At 60.9% G+C, this 22,201-nt stretch carries 5 protein-coding genes; 3 read left to right on the forward strand and 2 right to left on the reverse strand.

Annotated elements, in window-relative coordinates; genetic code table 11:
* Positions 1–298: 298 nt before the first annotated feature.
* Genes U5O12_RS07925 through U5O12_RS07935 form a run of 3 tightly spaced genes read left to right on the forward strand, consistent with a single transcriptional unit; the run spans position 299 to position 19,804 of the window.
* The gene (locus U5O12_RS07925; protein ID WP_322578108.1) at positions 299–14,659 is read left to right on the forward strand and encodes a M10 family metallopeptidase C-terminal domain-containing protein; all 14,361 of its coding nucleotides are present in this window, start codon (positions 299–301) and stop codon (positions 14,657–14,659) included.
* A 9-nt stretch (positions 14,660–14,668) separates the two neighbouring features.
* Positions 14,669–19,021, forward strand: a complete 4,353-nt coding sequence (locus U5O12_RS07930) for a tetratricopeptide repeat protein (protein WP_322578109.1) — start codon at positions 14,669–14,671, stop codon at positions 19,019–19,021.
* Positions 19,022–19,033: 12 nt separating this feature from the next.
* A complete protein-coding gene (locus tag U5O12_RS07935) occupies positions 19,034–19,804 on the forward strand; it encodes an FkbM family methyltransferase (RefSeq protein WP_322578110.1) in 771 nt (256 codons plus the stop codon).
* Between the two features lie 21 nt (positions 19,805–19,825).
* On the opposite strand, the gene U5O12_RS07940 is transcribed toward U5O12_RS07935, so the two are convergent.
* Complete coding sequence (locus tag U5O12_RS07940; RefSeq protein WP_322578111.1) at positions 19,826–20,425, reverse strand: methyltransferase domain-containing protein; 600 nt, start codon at positions 20,423–20,425, stop codon at positions 19,826–19,828.
* Positions 20,426–20,428: 3 nt separating this feature from the next.
* Positions 20,429–22,192 (reverse strand): tetratricopeptide repeat-containing glycosyltransferase family protein, encoded by a 1,764-nt coding sequence (locus tag U5O12_RS07945; protein WP_322578112.1) that lies wholly within the window; start codon positions 22,190–22,192, stop codon positions 20,429–20,431.
* Positions 22,193–22,201: the final 9 nt, after the last annotated feature.

Here is a 22,201-nt window from a genome sequence, read left to right on the forward strand (position 1 = left end):
CAGTAGCTGCTCGCGCATATTCCATAAGGCCTAAAACCCGATTTGATGCCTATTCGCATCTGCACCTCCTGTCGCCCAACGCGATGCGACAGTGGTTCAGCAGCGCCAAATGGAACCACGGTATCGGCCTCGGCGGGCAAATCCTAAAGACTTCTTCAAATCTGCCGTAATAACCATGAGATGCCGAATTGTTAGTTTCGGGGGCTTGGGCCTCCGAACGCCCCGGTGCATTCCGCATGGAGCGGGAGACATACGAGGCTAGGCTAGTTAGTAGACCCCAATTTTCGAGAGGCTCGACATGACAACGATCACCATTTCCGGCGGCGACAGCAACCTGACCCTGCCTGGGAACATCGACACGATCATTGGGGGCACAGGTGACGATACGATCACGATCAGCAGCGCGCTGAACTCGACCATCGACCTAGGGGCGAACTCTGGCACGGGGGTGGACTCGCTCACATTGGGAAATTTCGTCAACACCGCCACCATCTCGAACATCGAGACCGTGACGGGCGGCACGCTGGCTGACACGCTGACGCTGGGCGTAGCGACCTCCGGATCCACCATCAATGCAGGCGGGGGCACAGACAAAGTCACCCTGGCAGACGGCACCAACAACATCACACTGAACAGCGTAGAAACCGTCGTAGGCGGCACTGGCGCAGATACGGTTGCCTTGGGAGGCTCCATTGGCTCTGCAAGCGTCAGCCTTGGCGCTGGTGATGATGCCTTGATTTTGTCCAGCGTCGTAACGTCTGGTAGCTTTGATTTGGGCGCTGGGGCCGATGCCATCACCTTGGCCAACGGCACCAACACCATCACCGTTGCGGGCGCGGAGACCGTCACCGGCGGCACCCTTGCAGATATCGTCACACTCTCCTCTGCCATCACGGCGGCAGGGATTATTGACCTGAAAGCCGGTACGGACGTGCTGACCTTGGCAGCTGGCGCCAACGTTGCCACCATCACGGGGGCAGAAAGTATCGCCACCGCAGGGTCCGGCGATGACACCATCACGCTGGGTGCAGCCCAGACCGGGACCATTAACCTGGGTGCTGGCGCCGATGTACTCACCTTGTTTGGCACTGGTACCAACAGCCTGACTCTGTCCAACATCGAAAGCATCCTGGGTGACTCGGCCGCCGACACCATCACACTGGGCGTGGCCCAAACCGGCGGCACCATTGACCTGAACGATGGCACCGACACTTTGACGCTGGCCAACGGCACCAACACCCTGACCGTGTCAGGCACTGAAACCATCACCGGCAATTCGGGCGCAGACACCATCACATTGGGCGAAGCCATGGCCAGTGGCGTGGTCAACCTGGGCGCTGGTACGGACACCCTGACCCTGTTGGCTTCGGATGTCGCGGGGCAAAGTGTTACCGCGACCGGCGTGGAGACGCTGACCGGCGGCTCTGGTGCCGACACCATCACCATGGGTGCCGCCATCACAGGCGGCAACTACAACCTGAGCGATGGCGCCGATGCCATCACGCTGGCGGGCGCCACCAACACCATCACGCTCACCGATACTGAATCGGTAAACGGTGGAACCGGTGCCGACACGGTAACTTTTGGCGCTGCCATTTCTGGCGCCACCATGAATTTGGGCAATGGCGCCGACAGCCTGACGCTGGCTGCGGGCGGCAACACGGTCACTGCAACAGGCGTGGAATCCATTACCGGCGGCGCTGGCGATGATGCGCTGACGCTCTCTGCAGCTTCGTCCGGCATCACCATCGATCTGGCTGGCGGGACCGCAGACTCAGTCACGATGGCCGCAGGCGGCAACTCGGTCAATATCTCTGGCGCAGAGTCCATCACCGGAGGCGCCGACGCCGACGCCATCACCCTGGGTGCAGCGCAGGCCAGCGGCACCATTGACCTGGCTGCAGGCACCGACAACCTGACACTGGCCAACGGCGTCAACACCCTGACCGTGCTGGGCACCGAAACCATTGCCGGCAACTCGGGGGCGGACACCATCACCCTGGGCTCCGCCATTGCTGCGGGCAGCATCAATCTGGGTGCTGGCGCCGACGCGCTGACTCTGTTCGACACCGCCACCAACAGCCTGACCGCCACAGGCGTGGAGAGCATTCTGGGTGGCAGCGGAGCAGACACCGTGACTCTGGGCGCGGCCATCACTGGCGCAACCATCGACCTGGCCAGCGGCGCCGACGTCCTGACCCTGGCCAGCGGTACCAACACCCTGACGCTGTCCAATGTTGAAAGTGTCATGGGCGGTACTGGCAATGACACAATTACCTTGGGGGCTGCGGTCACAGGTGGGACTTTCAATTTGGGCAATGGCCAAGACAGCCTGACCCTGCTCCAAACCGGCACCGCCGATAACACGGCCACCGTCACTGGCATCGAAACCATCACCGGCGGCAGTGGCGACGATGACATCACCTTCACCAGCGGCATCACGGGCGGCAGCATCACCCTGGGCGACGGCACCGGTGACAAATTAACACTGGGCGGTGCATCCACCCTCACACTGGACGGCACCATCGAAACCGTGGTGGGCAGCAACGGCAACGACACGGTGACGCTGAGCGCCGCAGTGAGTGCGGGCAGCTACGACCTGGGCGCAGGCTCCGACAAACTGAACCTGGCCGCTGGCGGCAACACCCTGACGCTGAACGGCAGCATCGAAACGGTCGTTGGCGGCGCAGGCGCTGACAACATCACCTTCTCGGCAGCCCTGACCAATGTGGTCATTGATGCAGCCGGTGGCACCGATACCCTGACCCTGGCCGACAGTTCCAACTCCTTCCAAGCCTCCAATGTGGAGTCGATCGTGGGTGGCTCAGGTGCGGACCAGATCACGCTGAGCACAACCGTCACCAACGGCGCGTTCGACCTCGCCGAAGGAGCTACAGACCGCCTGACCCTGGCCAACGGCACCAACACCCTGACGACCACCGATGTAGAGACGGTGATCGGCGGCACCGGCGACGACACCCTGACGCTCACAACGGTGACCACCAACGGCACCTACAGCCTCGGTGCTGGCAATGACAAGATCACCTTGGCCAACGCCAACAACGTGCTGGCAGTGTCCAACATCGAGACCATCGTGGGCGTGGGAGGCGATGACACGGTCTCCTTCAATGCCGCCATCTCGGGTGGCATCGTGGACCTGGGCGCTGGCAGCGACCAGCTCAATTTGGCCGACGGCGCCAACGTCGTCACGGCCACCGGCATTGAAGCGATTGTCGGCAACTCTGGGGCCGATACGGTCACTATCACCGACGCCATGGCCAGCGGCAGCACCGTCGACCTGGGCGACGGAGCCTCTGACGCCCTGGTTCTGTTGGGCAACGGCAATACGCTCACAGTCTCGGGTACCGAGAGCCTGACCGGCAGCACCGGCAATGACCTGGTCACACTGGGGGCAGGCATCTCCGGCGCCACTTTCAACCTCGGCGCGGGCACCGATACCCTGAGTCTCTCACTGGGCAACCACACCATTACCGTCAACAACGTGGAGTCGGTGCTGGGCGATGGTGGCACAGATGCCATCACCTTCTCCAACGTGGTCACAGGCGGCAGTTATGACCTTGCCGCCGGGTCCGACCAGGTCACCTTGGGCAACGGCTCTGGCGCCAACACCATCACAGTGAGCAATGTGGAGAGTTTCACAGGCAGCTCGGCGGCAGACACCGTTACCTTTGGTGCTGCGGTCGCTGCGGGCACGGTCAACCTGGGGGTGGGTGCGGACAGCCTGACGCTGGCTAGCGGCACCAATGCGCTAACCGTCACCGCGACAGAAAGTATCACCGGCAATGCGGGTGCAGACACTATCACCCTGGGTGGCGCCATGGCGGCAGGCACCTTTGACTTGCTGGGCGGCAACGACGAGCTGATTTTGGCCAATGGCACCAACGCCATCACCGCCACCAATATCGAATCCATCTTGGGCGGCACAGGCGCTGACACGGTTACCTTGGGCGCGGGCTCGACAGTTGCAACGGTCGACCTGGGCGCTGGCGCCGATGCCTTGAACCTGGCCGCAGCGGGCGGCACCTTCACCGTGTCCGGCACCGAATCCATCACCGGCGGCGCTGGTGCAGACCTGGTAACCCTGGGTGCAGCGATCAGTGGCGCCACGGTCAACCTGGCTGGAGACACCGGCGACGTACTGACACTGGCCAACGGCAGCAACACGGTCACGGCTGTGGGTGTGGAAACCGTGGTTGGCGGCAATGCCGGGGACACCGTGGTACTGACCAACACCACCAACGCACTGACCGTGAGCGGCGTGGAAACCGTGGTCGGCAATACGGGCAACGATTCGCTGTCCCTGACCAATATTGCCAACACCCTGACCGTCAGCAGCATTGAAACCCTGACGGGCGGCACACTGAATGACGCCGTCACCCTGAGCACCGCCGTCAGCGGCGCCAGCTATGACCTGGCAGGCGGCACCGACACCATCACCCTGGCCAGCGGCGCCAACAACCTGACCGTCACCGGCGTGGAAAGTGTGGTGGGCGGTGGCGCCACCGACACGCTCACCCTCGCAGGCAACGGCAGCACCCTGACCGTATCCGCCGTGGAAACCATTGCGGGCAGCACCGGTGACGATGTCGTCACGCTGGGCGCCAGTGTGAGTGGCGGCAACTTTGACCTGGCAGCGGGCAATGACACCTTGAACTTGGCAGCGGGTGGCAACACCCTTACCGTCAGTGGTACGGTGGAAACCCTGGTGGGCGGTTCGGGCAATGATCTGATTACGGTCGGCAGTGCCGTTACCGGCCTGACCTACGACCTGGGCAGCGGCGCAGACCGCCTGACCCTCTCCAGCGCGGGTGACAACGCCATCACCGCCATCGGTATCGAAAGCCTGGTGGGCGGCACCGCCAACGACGCGGTGACGTTCACGGCCGCTGTCTCGGGCACCGCCATTGACTTGGGTGCAGGCACCCAGGACAAAATCACCCTCGCCGACGGCACCAACACCCTGTCCCTCAACGCCAGCGTGGAAACCGTGGTCGGTGGCACAGGCGCAGATGCCATCACCCTCACGGCGGCGGTCACTGGCAACTTGTACGCATTGGGTACCGGCGCGGACAGCCTAACCCTGTCTGGTGCAGGCAACAACACCCTCACCGCCACTGACATTGAAAGCATCAGCGGCGGCAACCTGAACGACACCGTCACCCTGGGTGCCGTCGTCACAGGTGCCACCATCAACCTCAATGGCGGCGCAGACCGCCTGATCTTGGCCGACGGTGCAGCCAATACGGTCACGCTCAGCGGAGTGGAGTCCGTCACTGGCGGCACGGGCGATGACAACGTGACTCTGGCGGCAGCCGTCACCGGCGGCACGGTTTCGCTGGGCGCTGGCACCGACACCCTGACCCTGGGCGCAGCCTCCACCCTGACGCTGGACACCACCATTGAAACGCTGGTGGGCAGCAACGGCAACGACAACATCACCCTGAGTGCAGCGGTCAGCACCGGCAGCTATGACCTGGGTGCAGGCTCCAACGACCAGCTCACCTTGTCTGCCACTGGCAACAACACCCTGACACTGGGTAACAGCGTGGAAACGCTAACGTCGGGCTCTGGCGACGACACGATTGTGCTGAGTGCGGCGGTCTCCAATATGCGGGTGGACTTGGGTGTGGGCGCCGACAGTCTGAGCCTGGCCAACGGCAGCAACTCGCTAACCTTGTCCAACATCGAGTCCGTCACCGGTGGTACCGGTGTAGACCAACTCACCTACACCACCACCCTGACGGCGGGCCAGATTGACCTGGGCACCGGCTCTGCTGACAAGGTGATTTTGGCCAATGGCGCCAACACCCTGACCACCACTGGCGTTGAAACCGTGGTGGGCGGCACTGGTAACGACACCCTGAGCTTGGCCGATGCCAGCTCTTTTGGTGTGTATGACCTGGGCGCAGGCACTACCGACCAAATCAACCTGAGTGCGGCCGGCGATAACAACGTCATCGTGAAAAACACCGAGTCTGTTGTTGGCCTGGGCGCCAACGACACGGTGGCACTGGGCAACAGCATTACCAATGGCCAGATCAACTTGGGCGCTGGCACCGACACCCTGACTTTGTTTGACTCGCCCAACAGCCTGACCATTACCGGGGTGGAAACCCTGGTGGGTGACTCTGGCGCCGACACCGTGACACTGGCCACGGCAGTGACCGCACTGGATGCCAATCTGGGCGCTGGCGCAGACACGCTGATTCTGGCCAACGGTGCCAACACCTTGACGGTCAGCAACGTAGAAACCATCACCGGCAACAGTGGTGCCGACACGTTGACCCTCGGCTCCGGCGTGAGTGGTGGCAACATCAACCTCGGCGCCGGTACGGACACGCTGACTCTGTTCAACGATGTGAACGTGCTAACCCTCACTGGCGTGGAAACCGTAGTGGGTGATGCAGGTGCAGACACGGTCACCCTCACCGATGCCGTTTCAGGTTCGATCAACCTCAACGGTGGGAACGACACCCTGAACCTGGCCAACGGCGCCAACACCCTGACGATCTCGAATGTGGAAACCGTCAACGGCGGCACCGCCGCCGACACCGTGACCTTTGGCACTGCCATCACCGACACCACGGTCAACCTGGGCGCGGGCACAGACACCCTGACCCTGGCCGATGGCACCAACGCGGTCACAACCCTGCAAGTGGAAAGCATTGTGGGCGGCACGGGCGACGACACCGTCACCTTGGGCGGCGCCCTGTCGGGTGCCAGCATCGATCTGAACGCAGGCACCGACACCCTGGTACTGGCCAACGGTGTCAACGTGCTGACCGTCACCGACGTAGAAAGCATCACTGGTGGCACTGGAGCAGACACCCTCACCCTCGGCACTGGCAGCACGGCGGCCACGATCGATCTGGGCGCGGCGACCGACACTTTGAACTTGTCCAACTCCGGCGGCACGTTTACCGTCAGCGGTGTGGAAACGCTGGCTGGCGGTACAGGCGATGACAACGTCACCCTGGGCGCGGCCGTTTTGGGCGCTGTGGTGAACCTGGGCACAGGCACCGACACCCTTACTTTGGCCAACGGCGCCAACACAGTGACCGTCACAGGTGCAGAAACCATCACCGGCGACTCCGGTGCTGACTTGGTCACCCTGGGCAGTGCCGTCACTGGCGCCACCGTCAACTTGGCCGACGGCAGTGACCGCCTGGTGCTGGCCAACGGCACCAACACCCTCACCATCAGCAACACCGAATCGGTGAGCGGCGGCACGGGCAGCGACACGCTCACGCTGACCAACATCGCCAACACTTTGACCCTGAGTGGCATCGAAAGTGTGACCGGCGGCACACTGGCCGACGCCCTCACTCTGACCACGGCGGTCACGGGCGGTAGTTACAGCCTGGGCGCTGGCGCTGACAGCCTGACCCTGTCTGGCGCGGCAGCCAACAGCCTGACTGCGACCGACATTGAAACCATCACCGGTGGTTCGTCCAACGACAGCGTGGTACTTGGTGCGGCTCTGACGGCCGGCAGCATTGACCTGGGCGCGGGCAGCGATTCCCTAACCCTGGCAGCGGGCGGCAATACCCTGACCTTGAGCAATGTGGAAACCATCACCGCCACCGGCAGTGGTGACGATGCCATCACATTGGCCACCAGCGTATCCGGTGGCAGTGTAGACCTTGGAACCGGTAGCGATACCCTAACCCTTGGGGCCAGCGGCAACACACTGACCGTTGCCACCACCATTGAGAGTCTGATTGGCAGCGCGGGGGATGACATCGTGACGCTAGGCGGTGCCGTTACGGGCCAGACCTACGACCTTGGCGCTGGTGCGGGTGATCGCATTATTTTGTCGGGCGCAGGTGCCAACGATTTGACCGTCAATGCCATCGAAACCATCAGTGGCGCAGGCGCCAATGACACCGTGCGCTTCAGTGCTGCTGTCAGCGGTGTGACCGTGGATCTGGGCGCTGGCACCGGCGACCGCGTGGTGCTGGCGGATGGCGCCAACACCCTGTCGTTGAATGGCACCGTGGAAACAGTCACAGGCGGAACGGGCGCGGACGCGATTACGCTCACCACGACCGTCAGCGGTGCCATCTACAGCCTGGGCGATGGTGCAGACCGACTGACCTTGGCCAACGGAAGCAACACGCTGACAGCCTCTGATGTGGAGAGCATTACGGGCGGCACGGGGGTTGACAATGTCACACTGGGTGCAGCCATCAGCGGTGCCCAAATTGACTTGGGCGGCAGCATCGGCGACAAACTCACCCTGGCCAACGGTGCCAACACTGTCACTACCAGCAACGTGGAAACCATTGTGGGTGACAGTGGTGCCGATGTGGTCACATTGAACACTGTGGTCGCGGGGGGCAATATTGATTTGGGCGACGGTACGGACCAACTGGTGCTGAAAAACGGCACCAACAATCTGACCGCCACCAATATTGAAACCATTACCGGCGGAACCGGTGCTGACACTATCACCCTGGGCGCTGCACAAAGCAGTGGCACGTTCAACCTGGGGGCAGGTACGGACACCCTGAATCTGGCATCCAGTGGCAATAACACGCTAACCCTGGATGCAAGCGTGGAACGTATCAACGGCGGCACAGCGGCAGATGCCATTACATTGACCCAAGCGGTGTCTGGCGCTGTGTTTGACCTGTCTGGCGGCGCAGACAGTTTGACACTGGCCAACGGAACCAACATCCTGACTGCGTCGTCTGTGGAGTCCATCACGGGCTCTGCTGGTGATGAGGACATCACTTTGGGGGCGGCAGTCAATGGTGCCAACATTGCCATGGCGGGCGGAAACGATACCTTGACGCTTTCCGGCGCTGGTAACAACACCCTCACCGTGAGCGATGTGGAGTCCCTGGTTGGAGCAGGTGCCAACGACAACATCACCCTGAGTACCATTTTGACCGGCGGCAGTGTGAATCTGGGCGGTGGCAGCGATGCGCTGACACTGGCTGCGGGGGCCAACGTTGCCACGGTGGATGGTGTGGAAACCCTTACCACCAGCGGCTCTGGTGATGACACCATCACACTGTCCAGTGCCAGCCCATTCGGCGCCTCGGTCAACCTCGGCGCTGGCGCAGACAGCCTGACGTTGGCAGCCGGCGGCAACACCATGACCTTGACTGGCGTGGAATCTGTCACTGGCAATGCCGGAGCAGACATCATTACCTTGGCGGCCGCCATCAGCGGCGCCACTTTGGATTTGGCTGCCGGTGTTGACAAACTCTACCTGGCAGATGGCGGCAACACCATCACAGCATCCAATGTAGAGAGTGTCACGGGGGGCAGTGGTGCGGACTCGATCACCTTGCTGACAACCTTGACCGGCGGCACCATCGACCTGGGCGCGGGCGCAGACGCGCTGACCCTGGCGGACGGGGTAAACACCATTACGGCATTCAACACGGTGGAAACCATCACGGGGGGCATTGGCGCCGACACCGTGACCTTCAGCGGAGCCATTAGCGCCGGTAGCTACAGCTTGGGCGCAGGCATCGACACACTGAACCTTGCTTCGGGAACCAACACCTTCACCGCGAGCAGCACGGTAGAAAGTATTTTGGGCAATTCCGGTGCAGACACCATCACCCTCGATGGCGGTGTAAGCGGCAATGTTTACGACCTGGGCACCGGAGCGGACCGCCTGAACCTCTCAGGCCTAGCTGCAAACACCCTCACACTGAATGGTTCCATCGAATCCTTGGTAGGAGACTCCGCCGCGGACACGATCACTCTGAGCAGTGCGGTCAGTGGTCACAGCTACGACTTGGCAGACGGAACCGACACCCTGCAGTTGGCCGACGGCGTGAACAACCTGACTGTGGCAAACATTGAAACCATTGTGGGCGGCACCGGTGCCGACACACTCGTGTTTAACAGCGTGGTCACAGGTGGATCCATTGACTTGGGCGCCGGCAGTGACAAGATCACCCTGGCCAACGGCGCCAACACGATCACCGTGTCCAATGTCGAAACCATTGTGGGCAATTCGGGCAACGACTTGGTAACGCTGGCAACCGCCATCGCTGGCGGCTCTGTGGCTCTGGGTGCAGGCACTGGTGACGTGCTGACACTGGCGGACTTCAACAACACCCTGTCGATTGACAACAGCATCGAAAGCTTGGTGGGAGGCACTGCAAACGATAGCATCACCCTCACCAGCACTGTTACCGGCTTTAACTACGACCTGGGCGACGGCACCGACACCCTGACCTTGATGGCCAGCGGCACGGGAGCCAACACCGTCACCCTGTCCAACATTGAAAATCTGGTGGGCGGATCGGGGGCAGATTCGGTCACCTTGGCTACAGCGGTCACTGCAGGCACCTATAACTTGGGCGCGGGCAACGACACCCTGGTGCTGGGCAACTTCAACAACACCCTGACCACGCAGAACATCGAAAACATCACCGGCAATAGCGGTGACGATGACATCACTCTCGGCGCTGGGGTCACATCTGGCAGCTTTAGCCTGGGTGATGGCAACGACGTACTGCGCCTGGCCAATGCCGCCAACACCTTGTCTATCGGTGGAGACATCGAGACATTGGTTGGCAATTCTGGGGTGGATACCATCACGTTGACAACCGCTGTCAGTGGGCGCACCTTCGATTTGGGATCGGGCATTGACAAACTGACCTTGGCAAATGGGGCCAATACCGTCACTTTAGGAAACATTGAAACCGTGGTTGGCGGTACGGGTGCAGACAATGTCACCATGTTGGCCGCGGCATCAGGCGCGAACATCAGCCTGGGTGCCGGCGCAGACGTCTTGACCCTGGCCGACTTCAACAATACGCTTTCCATCGACAGCAGTATTGAATCGCTGGTTGGCGGCACACTGGCAGACGCCATTACCTTGACTGCAGCCGTCACAGGTGGGATTTACGACTTGGGCGCCGGAACGGATACCTTGCGGCTACTGGCAACCGGCACGGCAGCAAATTCCGTCACTGTTTCCAATATCGAATCGTTGGTCGGCGGGTCTGGTGCGGACACCGTAGTGTTGGATACCCTAGCCGACAATGCGGTATTTAACTTGGGTGCGGGCGCAGGCGACAAGATCACGCTGAACAACAGCGGCAACAACACCCTCAGCGTAGGCGGTACGGAAACCATCGTCGGCAACGACGGCAATGACACCGTCACGCTGACGAGCGCCCTGTCTGGCACCGGACTGAGCATCGTGCTGGGCAGCGGTACGGACAGCCTGACCCTTGCCAATGGCGTGAACACACTGACCCTTGCAAGTGACATAGAAACCGTCACGGGCAATTCCGGGGCAGACTCCATCACACTGAGTGAGGCTGTGTCCGACAATGTGTTCAACTTGGGAGCTGGCGCTGATGCGCTGACGCTTGCTGGCGCCGGCAACACTGTCACCGCAAGCGGCGTGGAAACACTCACCGGCAGCACAGGGGCTGATCTGGTCACACTGACAGCAGCCCAAAGCGCCGGCGTCTACAACCTGGGCGCTGGAGCTGACGTGCTGACACTGGCCGACGGTCTGAACACCCTCAGACTGAGTGGCGTGGAATCACTGACGGGAGGCACAGGGGCAGACACCATCACCCTCAGCGCCATCATTTCGGGCGCCACCGTCGACCTGGGCAACGGGATTGACAAACTGACTCTTGCCCATGGTGCCGGCAACACCTTGACCCTGAGCAACATCGAAACCTTGGTGGGTGGATCGGGTGCCGACATCGTCACGCTGACGACCGCAGTGTCGGGCGCCAGTATTGACTTGGGCTTGGGCAACGATACCTTGCAACTGGCGGATGCAGCCAACACCCTCACACTGAACGGCAGCATTGAGTCGCTGATCGGCGGCACCCTGGACGACAGCATTACCCTGACTGCCGCTGTGTCTGGTCGAACCATCGACCTCGGCGATGGCGCTGACAGGCTGGTACTGGCCAACGGTGTGAACACCCTCACGCTCAGCAATGTAGAAACCTTGGTGGCCAATGCTGGCGCAGACACGATCACCTTAGGTTCATCGGTCACCAACCAGACATTTGATCTGGCAGGCGGCATTGACAAACTGGTGCTAAAAGCAACGGGCACCGATGCCAACGTACTGACCTTGGCAAACACCGAGACTCTAGTAGGTGGCAGTGGCGACGATACGGTGACGCTGGCAGCAGCCGTCTCCGGCGTCAGTATTTCGCTGGGCGCAGGTACTGCTGATACGCTGGTACTGGCCACCACTGGCACCAACACCTTGGTGTTGAACACGGACATCGAAACCCTGATGGCCGGAGCCGCCATCGACCGCATCACACTCAGTGCCGCAGTGTCGGGTCGCAGCTTTGACTTGGGCGCAGGTTCTGACTACCTGACCTTGGCCGGCAACGGCAATACGGTAACGCTGTCCAATATTGAAACCGTAGTGGGCAGCACGGGCAACGATGTGGTGACATTGACAAACGCCTTCACTGGCGGCATCGTGAACTTGGCCGGTGGCACAGGCGACGTGCTGACTTTCACCGCCAATAGCGGCGCCAATACGGTCACGGTCAACAACACCGAGACCATTGTGGCGGACGCAACCGACGACACAATCACGCTGGCCTCCGCCATCAGCAATGGCAGTGTTGATCTAGGCGGAGGGAACAACAAGTTGATCCTGGCTGCTGCTGCCAACACGCTTACAGCAGTATCCAATGTGGAGACGGTAGTGGGAGGATCAGCTATCGACAAGCTGACATTCCTGACCCAGGTTACCGCGGGAAATTTCAACTTGGGCGCTGGGCTAGGGGACACCCTGACACTGGCGAATTTCGACAACACCCTTACTGCCACAGGTGTAGAAACCATTGTGGGCAACTCCGGGTCAGATGACATCACGCTAGGTTCTACAGCTGCAGGCGGCAACTACAACCTAGGTGAGGGCAACAACACTTTGCGCTTGTTCAACGTAGCCAATACCTTGTCTGTCAATAACACCGTGGACACCCTCATTGGCAACTCCGGTGTGGACACCATCACCTTGACCAATATTGCTACTGGCAATGTCTACAGCTTGGGTGCGGGTGCTGACAAGCTGACCATGGGCAGCTTTGCCAACGTGGTCACACTGACCAATGTGGAGACCGTGATCGGTGGCACAGCCAACGACACTGTCACCCTCACCACCCTCAGCTCGGGCGGCAGCATCAACCTAGGGGCTGGTACGGGCGACCAATTGACGCTGGCAGACTTCAACAACACGGTCACCCTCACCGGAGTCGAGACCCTGGTGGCCGGTACGGGCAACGACGTGGTCACCCTGAGCGTGGCCCAAACTGCAGGCAACTACGACCTTGGCGCTGGCATTGACCGTTTGGTCTTGGCCGCTTCCGGCACTAACACGCTGACGGTGGCCAATGCCGAAACCATTGTCGGGGCAGGCGGTATGGACATCATCACAGTTGCAGCCGGCCAGACAGGTACGCGCATAGATTTGGGCAGTCTGAACGACACGCTCATATTGAGCAATGATGACAACGACTTCACGGCCCTGAACGTGGAGACCATCACTGGCGGCACCGGGGTCGATATTGTCACCATGGGGGCCGCCGCAATAGGAACCACCAACTTCAATCTTGGCGATGGCGTTGACCAACTACGCCTGTTCAACGCCGCCAACACGTTCACGCTGATGAGCAACACCATCGAGACCGTCACAGGTAACTCAGGTGCAGACTCCATTACCATGGCCGTGCAGGCAACAGGCAATACGTTCGATCTCGGCGGTGGCATTGACAAAATAACGTTGTCCAGCGCGCTCGACAATGACATTACTGCCTCTGGCGTAGAGACAATTACCGGGGCTGCGGGCAACGATACAGTGACCCTGACCACAACCTTGTCTGGTGGCTTGATCAACTTGAACGCAGGCAGTGACACACTGAACCTAGCAAGTGGAGTGAACACCATCACGCTCACTGGGGTTGAAACAGTAAACGGGGGAAGTGGAAGCGACAGAATCACATTCACCAGCGCAATCACCAACGCGGTGATCGACCTGGGTGGGTCCAATGACAGCTTGACACTCGCCGCCACTGGCCCAAACAGCCTGACCATCACCAACGTGGAAACGCTGGTAGCCGGCGCTGGGAATGACACCGTGACTTTGGGTGCTGCGGCAGTCGGCGCGACCTACAACTTGGCAGGCGGCACGGACACTTTGCAGCTTTCCGGTACAGGCAACAACAACGTCACCGTCAACGCAATTGAAACGGTACTCGGTGGCTCCTCGGACGACACCATCACCATGGTCCTGTCCACCATTGGAGCCACACTCAATGGTGGTGGCGGAGACGACACCCTGGTCAGCAGCAATGGTGCTGACACACTGATTGGTGGCAGCGGTGCCGACTACTTTGTGTTCCGCGATACAGCCCAGTCCAGCGCGACCGTTTTCGACACGATCACCGACTTCGTGGTGGGCCAAGACAAGCTGGTCTTCGAGGGCTTGGGCAATGGCAACTTCAGCATGGTGAGTACTTTCACCAATACGGGCGACGCGCAGGCCAAATGGGACTCTGCGACCAATATACTGTTGGTCGACACAGACGGTAACGGCGTCGCTGAAATGAAACTCACCTTGGTGGCCGCTACGTCTGATGGACTCAGTGCTTCTGATTTCCAATGGACCTAACCACGCCCCATGCCAAGACGGCAGCCAAGTACAGAAACCTCTGATCTGTTCACCCAAGCCCTTGCACACCAAAGTGCAGGGCGTTGGGATTTGGCCCGGGCTTCTTACGAAGCCGTGTTGGCAGAGACTCCCCACGACACCAACGCCCTGAACAACCTGGGCGTGTTGCTCAATAGCGCTGGCGACCATCGCCAGGCGCTGGAGCGTTTTGATCAGCAAGTGGTGCTGGCGCCGCAAGACCCTCGCACCCACGCCAACCGCGGCGTGGCCCTCAAGGCCCTAGGGCGTCTGGACGAAGCCGTTGCTGCCTACGAGACGGCACTCACCTGTGACCAGCAGTTCCACACCGCCCACAACAACCTGGGCAACCTGTTTTATGGCCAAAGTGACTTTGCGCGTGCGCTGCCCCACTTTGAAACCGCCGCCGCGCTGCAGCCGCAAGCTGATGAGTACCGCTTCATGCTGGCCAAATGCCTGCTGGAGCTGCAACGCATGGAACGTGCAGAGGCTGAGCTGCTGCTAGTGCTGCGGCACAAACCTGCCGACGCCGATTCTTGGGGCACCCTGGCTCGCCTGTGGACCGAACGGCATTGCATGCCGGAGGCCCTGCAATGTTTCGAGCGTGGTTTGGAGGCGAGGCCGGACTACGCGGGGCTGATCTACAACCGTGGCCTGGCCCGGTTGCTGGCTGGCGACCTGGCAGGCGGCTTTGCCGACTATGAGCGCCGCTTTGATGTGCCCGACTTCCCCTCCAAGCGCCTCAAGACCACCAAGCCCGTGTGGAGCGGCCAGCCCCTGCCCACCCAAACGCTGCTGGTCCACGCTGAGCAGGGCCTGGGTGACACCCTGCAGTTTTTACGCTATATCGACCTCTTGGCCTCACGCTGCCTGCGCGTACTGCTATTAATTCAGGAGTCTTTGACGCCACTGGTGGTGCTGCCACCCAATGTGGAGCTGGTGCATGAGGGCTCCCGCACCCCCGCCTACGACTGGGTGTGCCCGCTGCTGAGCGTGCCGCACCTGCTGGGCCTGGCCCAGAACGTGCCCCCTACCCTGCCCTATCTGCGCATAGAGCCCGCACGCAGTGCCGCCTGGGCACCCCGCTTTGCGGCTCCGGGCTTGCGTGTGGGCTTGGTGTGGGCGGGCAACCCGGCTCACAAGAACGATGCCAACCGTTCGCTGGCGCTCAGCGCCTTGGCGCCCGTGCTGGCACTCGAAGGGGCCACCTTCTACTCCTTCCAGGTGGGTGCGCGCAGTGCCGACATCACCCAACTGCCGCCAGAGCTGCAATCCAAGGTGGTCGATCTTTCAGCCGATTTGCATGACTTTGGGGACACGGCCGCCGCCCTGCAGCATCTGGATGTGCTGGTGTGTGTGGATACGTCTATCTGCCATGTGGCCGGGGCCTTGGGGCTGCCGGTGTGGCTGCTGATTCCGTGGATGCCGGACTGGCGATGGCTGTTGGAACGGGACGACTCCCCCTGGTACCCCAGTGTGCGCATCCTGCGCCAGCCGCGTTACCGCGATTGGGGCAGTGTGCTGAGCACCCTGGCCAAAGACCTCAAGGATCTGGCCAGCCCACAGTCGGCCAGTGGCAAGCGGCGGGCAGCTCTGGCCCATGACTATGTGGAGCAGGGCCGAGCTCTGCTGGAACGCAATGAACCCGCGCTGGCTTCTCCTGCGTTCTGGCGGGCCCTGCGCGAGTGCCCTACCCATGCACGCGCGGCTAGTGCCTTGGCCATCGTTGCGTTTCGCACCGGTCACACCCAGGCCGCCGTCATGTTCGGCCAGCGCGCATGCCGACAAGCCCCCCTCGACCCCGAAGCTTGGTCCAATTGCGGGGCGTACTACAAGGCTATCGGAGACGTTGCGGGTGCGCTGGAGTGTTTCGAGCGTGGTTTGGAGGCGAGGCCGGACTACGCGGGGCTGATCTACAACCGTGGCCTGGCCCGGTTGCTGGCTGGCGACCTGGCAGGCGGCTTTGCCGACTATGAGCGCCGCTTTGATGTGCCCGACTTCCCCTCCAAGCGCCTCAAGACCACCAAGCCCGTGTGGAGCGGCCAGCCCCTGCCCACCCAAACGCTGCTGGTCCACGCTGAGCAGGGCCTGGGTGACACCCTGCAGTTTTTACGCTATATCGACCTCTTGGCCTCACGCTGCCTGCGCGTACTGCTATTAATTCAGGAGTCTTTGACGCCACTGGTGGTGCTGCCACCCAATGTGGAGCTGGTGCATGAGGGCTCCCGCACCCCCGCCTACGACTGGGTGTGCCCGCTGCTGAGCGTGCCGCACCTGCTGGGCCTGGCCCAGAACGTGCCCCCTACCCTGCCCTATCTGCGCATAGAGCCCGCACGCAGTGCCGCCTGGGCACCCCGCTTTGCGGCTCCGGGCTTGCGTGTGGGCTTGGTGTGGGCGGGCAACCCGGCTCACAAGAACGATGCCAACCGTTCGCTGGCGCTCAGCGCCTTGGCGCCCGTGCTGGCACTCGAAGGGGCCACCTTCTACTCCTTCCAGGTGGGTGCGCGCAGTGCCGACATCACCCAACTGCCGCCAGAGCTGCAATCCAAGGTGGTCGATCTTTCAGCCGATTTGCATGACTTTGGGGACACGGCCGCCGCCCTGCAGCATCTGGATGTGCTGGTGTGTGTGGATACGTCTATCTGCCATGTGGCCGGGGCCTTGGGGCTGCCGGTGTGGCTGCTGATTCCGTGGATGCCGGACTGGCGATGGCTGTTGGAACGGGACGACTCCCCCTGGTACCCCAGTGTGCGCATCCTGCGCCAGCCGCGTTACCGCGATTGGGGCAGTGTGCTGAGCACCCTGGCCAAAGACCTCAAGGATCTGGCCAGCCCACAGTCGGCCAGTGGCAAGCGGCGGGCAGCTCTGGCCCATGACTATGTGGAGCAGGGCCGAGCTCTGCTGGAACGCAATGAACCCGCGCTGGCTTCTCCTGCGTTCTGGCGGGCCCTGCGCGAGTGCCCTACCCATGCACGCGCGGCTAGTGCCTTGGCCATCGTTGCGTTTCGCACCGGTCACACCCAGGCCGCCGTCATGTTCGGCCAGCGCGCATGCCGACAAGCCCCCCTCGACCCCGAAGCTTGGTCCAATTGCGGGGCTTTTATGAAAGCAGCGGGCATGCTGCAAGAAGCGTTGCACTACCAACGCAGCGCTGTGAACCTGGCGCCGGGCAACGCCCAGGCCCAGTCCAACCTGGGCAACACGCTAGGTGCTTTGGGGCTATGGGAGGAAGCGCTCCAAGCGGCGAAGGCAGCCGTAGCGATTACTGGCAACGCCCCCGAATACCAATACAACTTGGGCATTGCGCTCAAGGAAAACGCACAGTTTGCGCTGGCATTACAAGCCTTCCGCAAAGCACAAGCTGCCCCCCAAGGGCACATCAAGGCTACCTTGCATGAGGCACTGCTGGAATTGTTGACTGGCGACTTCGCGAAAGGATGGACGAGGTACGAGAGCCGCTGGCAGCAACCCGACGCCAAGGAGAAGCGCTCCTTCACTCAGCCGCTATGGACCGGGCAAAACCTGCAGGGAAAAAGCATCCTGCTGCATGCGGAGCAGGGCTTTGGCGACACTCTGCAGTTCCTGCGGTTTGTTCCTTTGCTCGCACAGCGGGGTGCCAACGTGCTGTTGGTGGTTCAAGCGGAAGTACACAGCATTGCTGCACGGGTGCCTGGCCTGGGCCAGATCGTCCCGAGCGGCTCAGAACTGCCTCACTTTGACTATCAGTGCCCGCTCCTGAGTCTGCCTGCCGGCTTCGGCACAACGGCGGACACCATTCCGACCCAGACACCCTACTTGTATCCGGACCCCGACAAAGTGGCGCATTGGCAAAAGCGTCTGGGGCCCACCAGCAAATACCGCATTGCCTTGGTCTGGGCCGGACGCCCCACCCACGGCAACGATGCCAACCGATCCCTGCGCCTAGCCCAGTTACAGGACCTCATGCAGCTCGACCATGTGGAATGCATTTCGGTACAAAAAGGCGAAGCGGTGGAACAGCTTTCAGATTTGCCCGCCCAATGCCAGCTCATCAACCTGAGCCCCGAGATCAACAGCTTTGAAGATACGGCAGCCATCCTGACGCTAGTCGATGAGCTTGTCACGGTCGATACTTCGGTAGCGCACTTGGCAGGCGGCTTGGGCGTCAAAGTACGCGTACTTTTGCCCCTAATTCCGGATTGGCGCTGGTTGCTTTCTCGTACAGACTCGCCGTGGTATCCCAGTGCGCAGCTGTACCGCCAAACCAAGCGGCGCGACTGGAGTACGCCCTTGAAGAACCTGCTGAAATCGGTGCGCACAGATGCCACCCGTGCCAGCAAGTTGCGTCGCCGTCCCCCGCCCTGAAGAAAGTGCCGCATGGCCTACCTCTCGTTCACCCGCAACTTCGAAGATGTCATGATCAACCGGGCTTTGAGCCAGGTACCCCAGGGGTTCTTCATCGATGTAGGCGCCTACCAGCCCATTGCTGACAGCAATACCTTTTGCCTCTATCAGCGTGGCTGGCGCGGCATGGTGGTAGAGCCGCAAACCCGATTTCACCGCCTCTGGGAAGCCCACCGTCCCGAAGACATTCTGGTGCGTGGCGCTGTAGGAAATAGCACTGGGGAAGTCACATTTTTCGAAATTGCAGAGCGGGAACAAAACGCAACCACCTCCGAGGCGATTGCAGCCATGCATGCCAGGGAAGGCAAACCCGTGCAGCAACACACGGTGCAGCAATACACCCTGACGGATCTGCTACAAACACATCGTCCAAGCGGCGATATCCACCTGCTCAGTGTTGACGTGGAGGGCGCAGAACTCGCGGTTCTGCAAGGTTTGGACCGCTCACGATTCAGGCCCTGGCTGATCGTGCTGGAAAGCACCTTGCCCAACCGCCCTCAAACCAACTTTGACGAATGGGAGCCTGAACTGCTGCGCACCGGCTATGACTTTGTCTACTTTGATGCGGTGAACCGGTTTTATGTTGCCCAAGAGCATGCCGAGCTCAAACAGTACTTTCAGCACCCCCCCTGTGTGTGGGACAACTTTGTGGACTACCGCCTGGTACAGGCGCAGCAGGCTGCAGCCAAAGCGCAAGTAGAGCTGGCGCAACTCAAGGCAACACTGCGCAAGTTATCTGAGTAGGGTGACGGAGCACCCTGGCCATTAGGCCAGCTTCTTCACTACAAATTCAATCGCGCTCTCGCCTACCGGCGTAGTGGTCTGGTCCAACCGTTTGCCCAGTGCGGCCACCAAGCTGTAGCGGAACGTCGCATCCAGCAACTCGATTTTCTTGACCTGGATATTGGCCTGGGTGTTGGCCAACAAGGTCGTTACGTTGATGCTTTTGGGTGACCACGAAGACTTTTTGTGAATTGCAAACGTGTGTTTGTGGTCACTGTTAAAGGTAGACGGGAAGACACCTTGCTCGTACAGGTCTTCGTCGGGCACCAAGCAAACCAAGTGGCCACCCGGCTTCAAGACACGCAACCAGTTGTTCAGCGCAACTTCCACATTACGCATGTGTTCCAGGCAATGGGAAGAGTGCACGAAGTCAAAGGAGTTGTCCGCCACGGTGGCCAGCAACTCCGCATCCCCATCAGGCATGTCCCATGCGCGGCAAGAGCGCATCAAGGGGAAAAACTCCGCATACTGCCCCAGTGCATCAGGCCCGGCCCCGATGTCAATGCCTTGGCCCACAAAATATCGGGTGGCGTACCGGGAGTCTGCCAAGCGGTGAAAAATGGATTTGCTGGTTTCGTACATGATCTAGGTCTCCTGTGATCGGGTGAACAGGCCCAAGGCCTGGTGAATTTGGGTCAGCACGGGCATCCATTGGCCCATAGTAGGTTGGCGAAACAAACGCATACGGGGATACCACGGGGAATCGTCACGGCCGATAACCCATCGCCAATCGGGACTGAAGGGCAACAACAGCCAGACCGGCTTGCCCATGGCCGCAGCCAAATGTGCCACCGAGGTATCGACCGAGACCACCAAGTCCATGGATGCAATCAATGCTGCAGTGTCTGAAAAACTGTGCAACTCGTGGTCCCATACAGCCACATCGCTGCACGCAGACAAAGTCTGCACGTCCGCTGGTCGAAACTCTTTTTGTAGGCAGTGGTACCGATGCTCCTGCCTGAATACACGCCGAAACTCCTCCAATGGAATGGAGCGGTTATGGTCATTTTTGTGTTCTGGCCGGCCGGACCAAACCACGCCTACGCGCAATGCCGGGTCGATGCCAACTTTGGCGGCCCATACATGCGCCAAGGCGGCGTCAGCCTGTAAATAGGCCTGCGCCGGTTGCATTTTGTCTAGGGTTAGCCCCAAGGCTAGCGGCACGCTGAGCAAAGGGCAATGCAGATCAAAGGCCGGCAAAGCTTGCCCCCGTGAAATCAAACCGTGCACCCCTGGCAGCTGCGCCAGCAACGCAAGCAAAGGTGCTTGAACCTCGAACACAACCCGCGCACCACGGTCAGCCAGCATCTGTGTAAAACGACAGAACTGCAGGGTATCCCCCAGGCCTTGCTCGGCATGTACCAAAATGGTTTTCCCTTGGAGTGGTTCACCGCGCCACTGGGCTTGGGCAAAGGTACGGGCACCGTCCTTGAGTTGGTCAGTTTTCCAGCGCCACTCGTAGTGCTGCCAGCCTGCGCTCCAGTTCCCTGTCACCAAATGGCAGATTGCCAAATTCAGATGGGCGCCGCTGTTGTCCGGGTCCAAGGCCAAAGCCCGCTCATTCATCGCCACGGCAGCCGGCACCTGCATCATGTCCTTGAGCAGGGTGGCGTAATTCACCATGGCATCCACAAACCCCGCGTCCAGCGTGATGGCACGTTCGTAACTCGCCGCGGCGTCATCCATGCGGCCCAGCCGCTTCAGTACTACCCCGCGGTTCGACCAGGCTTGCGCATACTGCGGATGAAGCTGGAGAGCACGCTCGTAGCTTTGCAAAGCCTCTGGCACCCGCTCCAGCTCCCGCAAGGTATTGCCGCGGTCCATATACGCTACCGCGTAGTCTGGCTTCTGCACCAAGGCAGCATCAAACGCAGCGAGACTTTCTGTCCAGCGCTTCACATCGCCATAGGCCAGCCCCAAGCCGTGCCACGCCTGGGCATAGTGCGGCTGGCACTCCAGCGCTTGCTGGTACGACGCAATTGCTGCATCCCCTTGGCCCATATCACGCAGGGCATTGCCCCGGTTGGCCCAGGCTTGGGCAAAGTCCGGTTTGAGCTCCAGGGCTTTGTCATAGGCCGCCAGCGCCTCCGCATGCCGATGAAGAGCCCGCAAAACCAGACCCAAGTTGGAGTGCACCGACGGGTCTTGCGGCGTGTATTGCGCTGCGGATTGCAAGGCAGGCAAAGCAGCGCCGTGTTGTTTAAGCTGCAACAAGCACACACCGCGCATATGCAGCGCTTCACCCCAGCCGGGATGCGCCTGCACCAGCTTGGCGAACGCCTGCTCAGCCTGTGACACCTGTCCTTGCGTGTACAGCGCCCAGGCCGCAGCAAAGGAGTCCGTTGCCACCTGCGTCAT

It is taken from the genome of Rhodoferax sp., from assembly GCF_034519335.1.
Lineage (GTDB): Bacteria > Pseudomonadota > Gammaproteobacteria > Burkholderiales > Burkholderiaceae_C > Allorhodoferax.

Coding starts and splice junctions, on each gene's coding strand:
- U5O12_RS07925 (WP_322578108.1), top strand. CDS start 299: ATGACAACGATCACCATTTCCGGCGGCGACAGCAACCTGACCCTGCCT.
- U5O12_RS07930 (WP_322578109.1), top strand. CDS start 14,669: ATGCCAAGACGGCAGCCAAGTACAGAAACCTCTGATCTGTTCACCCAA.
- U5O12_RS07935 (WP_322578110.1), top strand. CDS start 19,034: ATGGCCTACCTCTCGTTCACCCGCAACTTCGAAGATGTCATGATCAAC.
- U5O12_RS07940 (WP_322578111.1), bottom strand. CDS start 20,425: ATGTACGAAACCAGCAAATCCATTTTTCACCGCTTGGCAGACTCCCGG.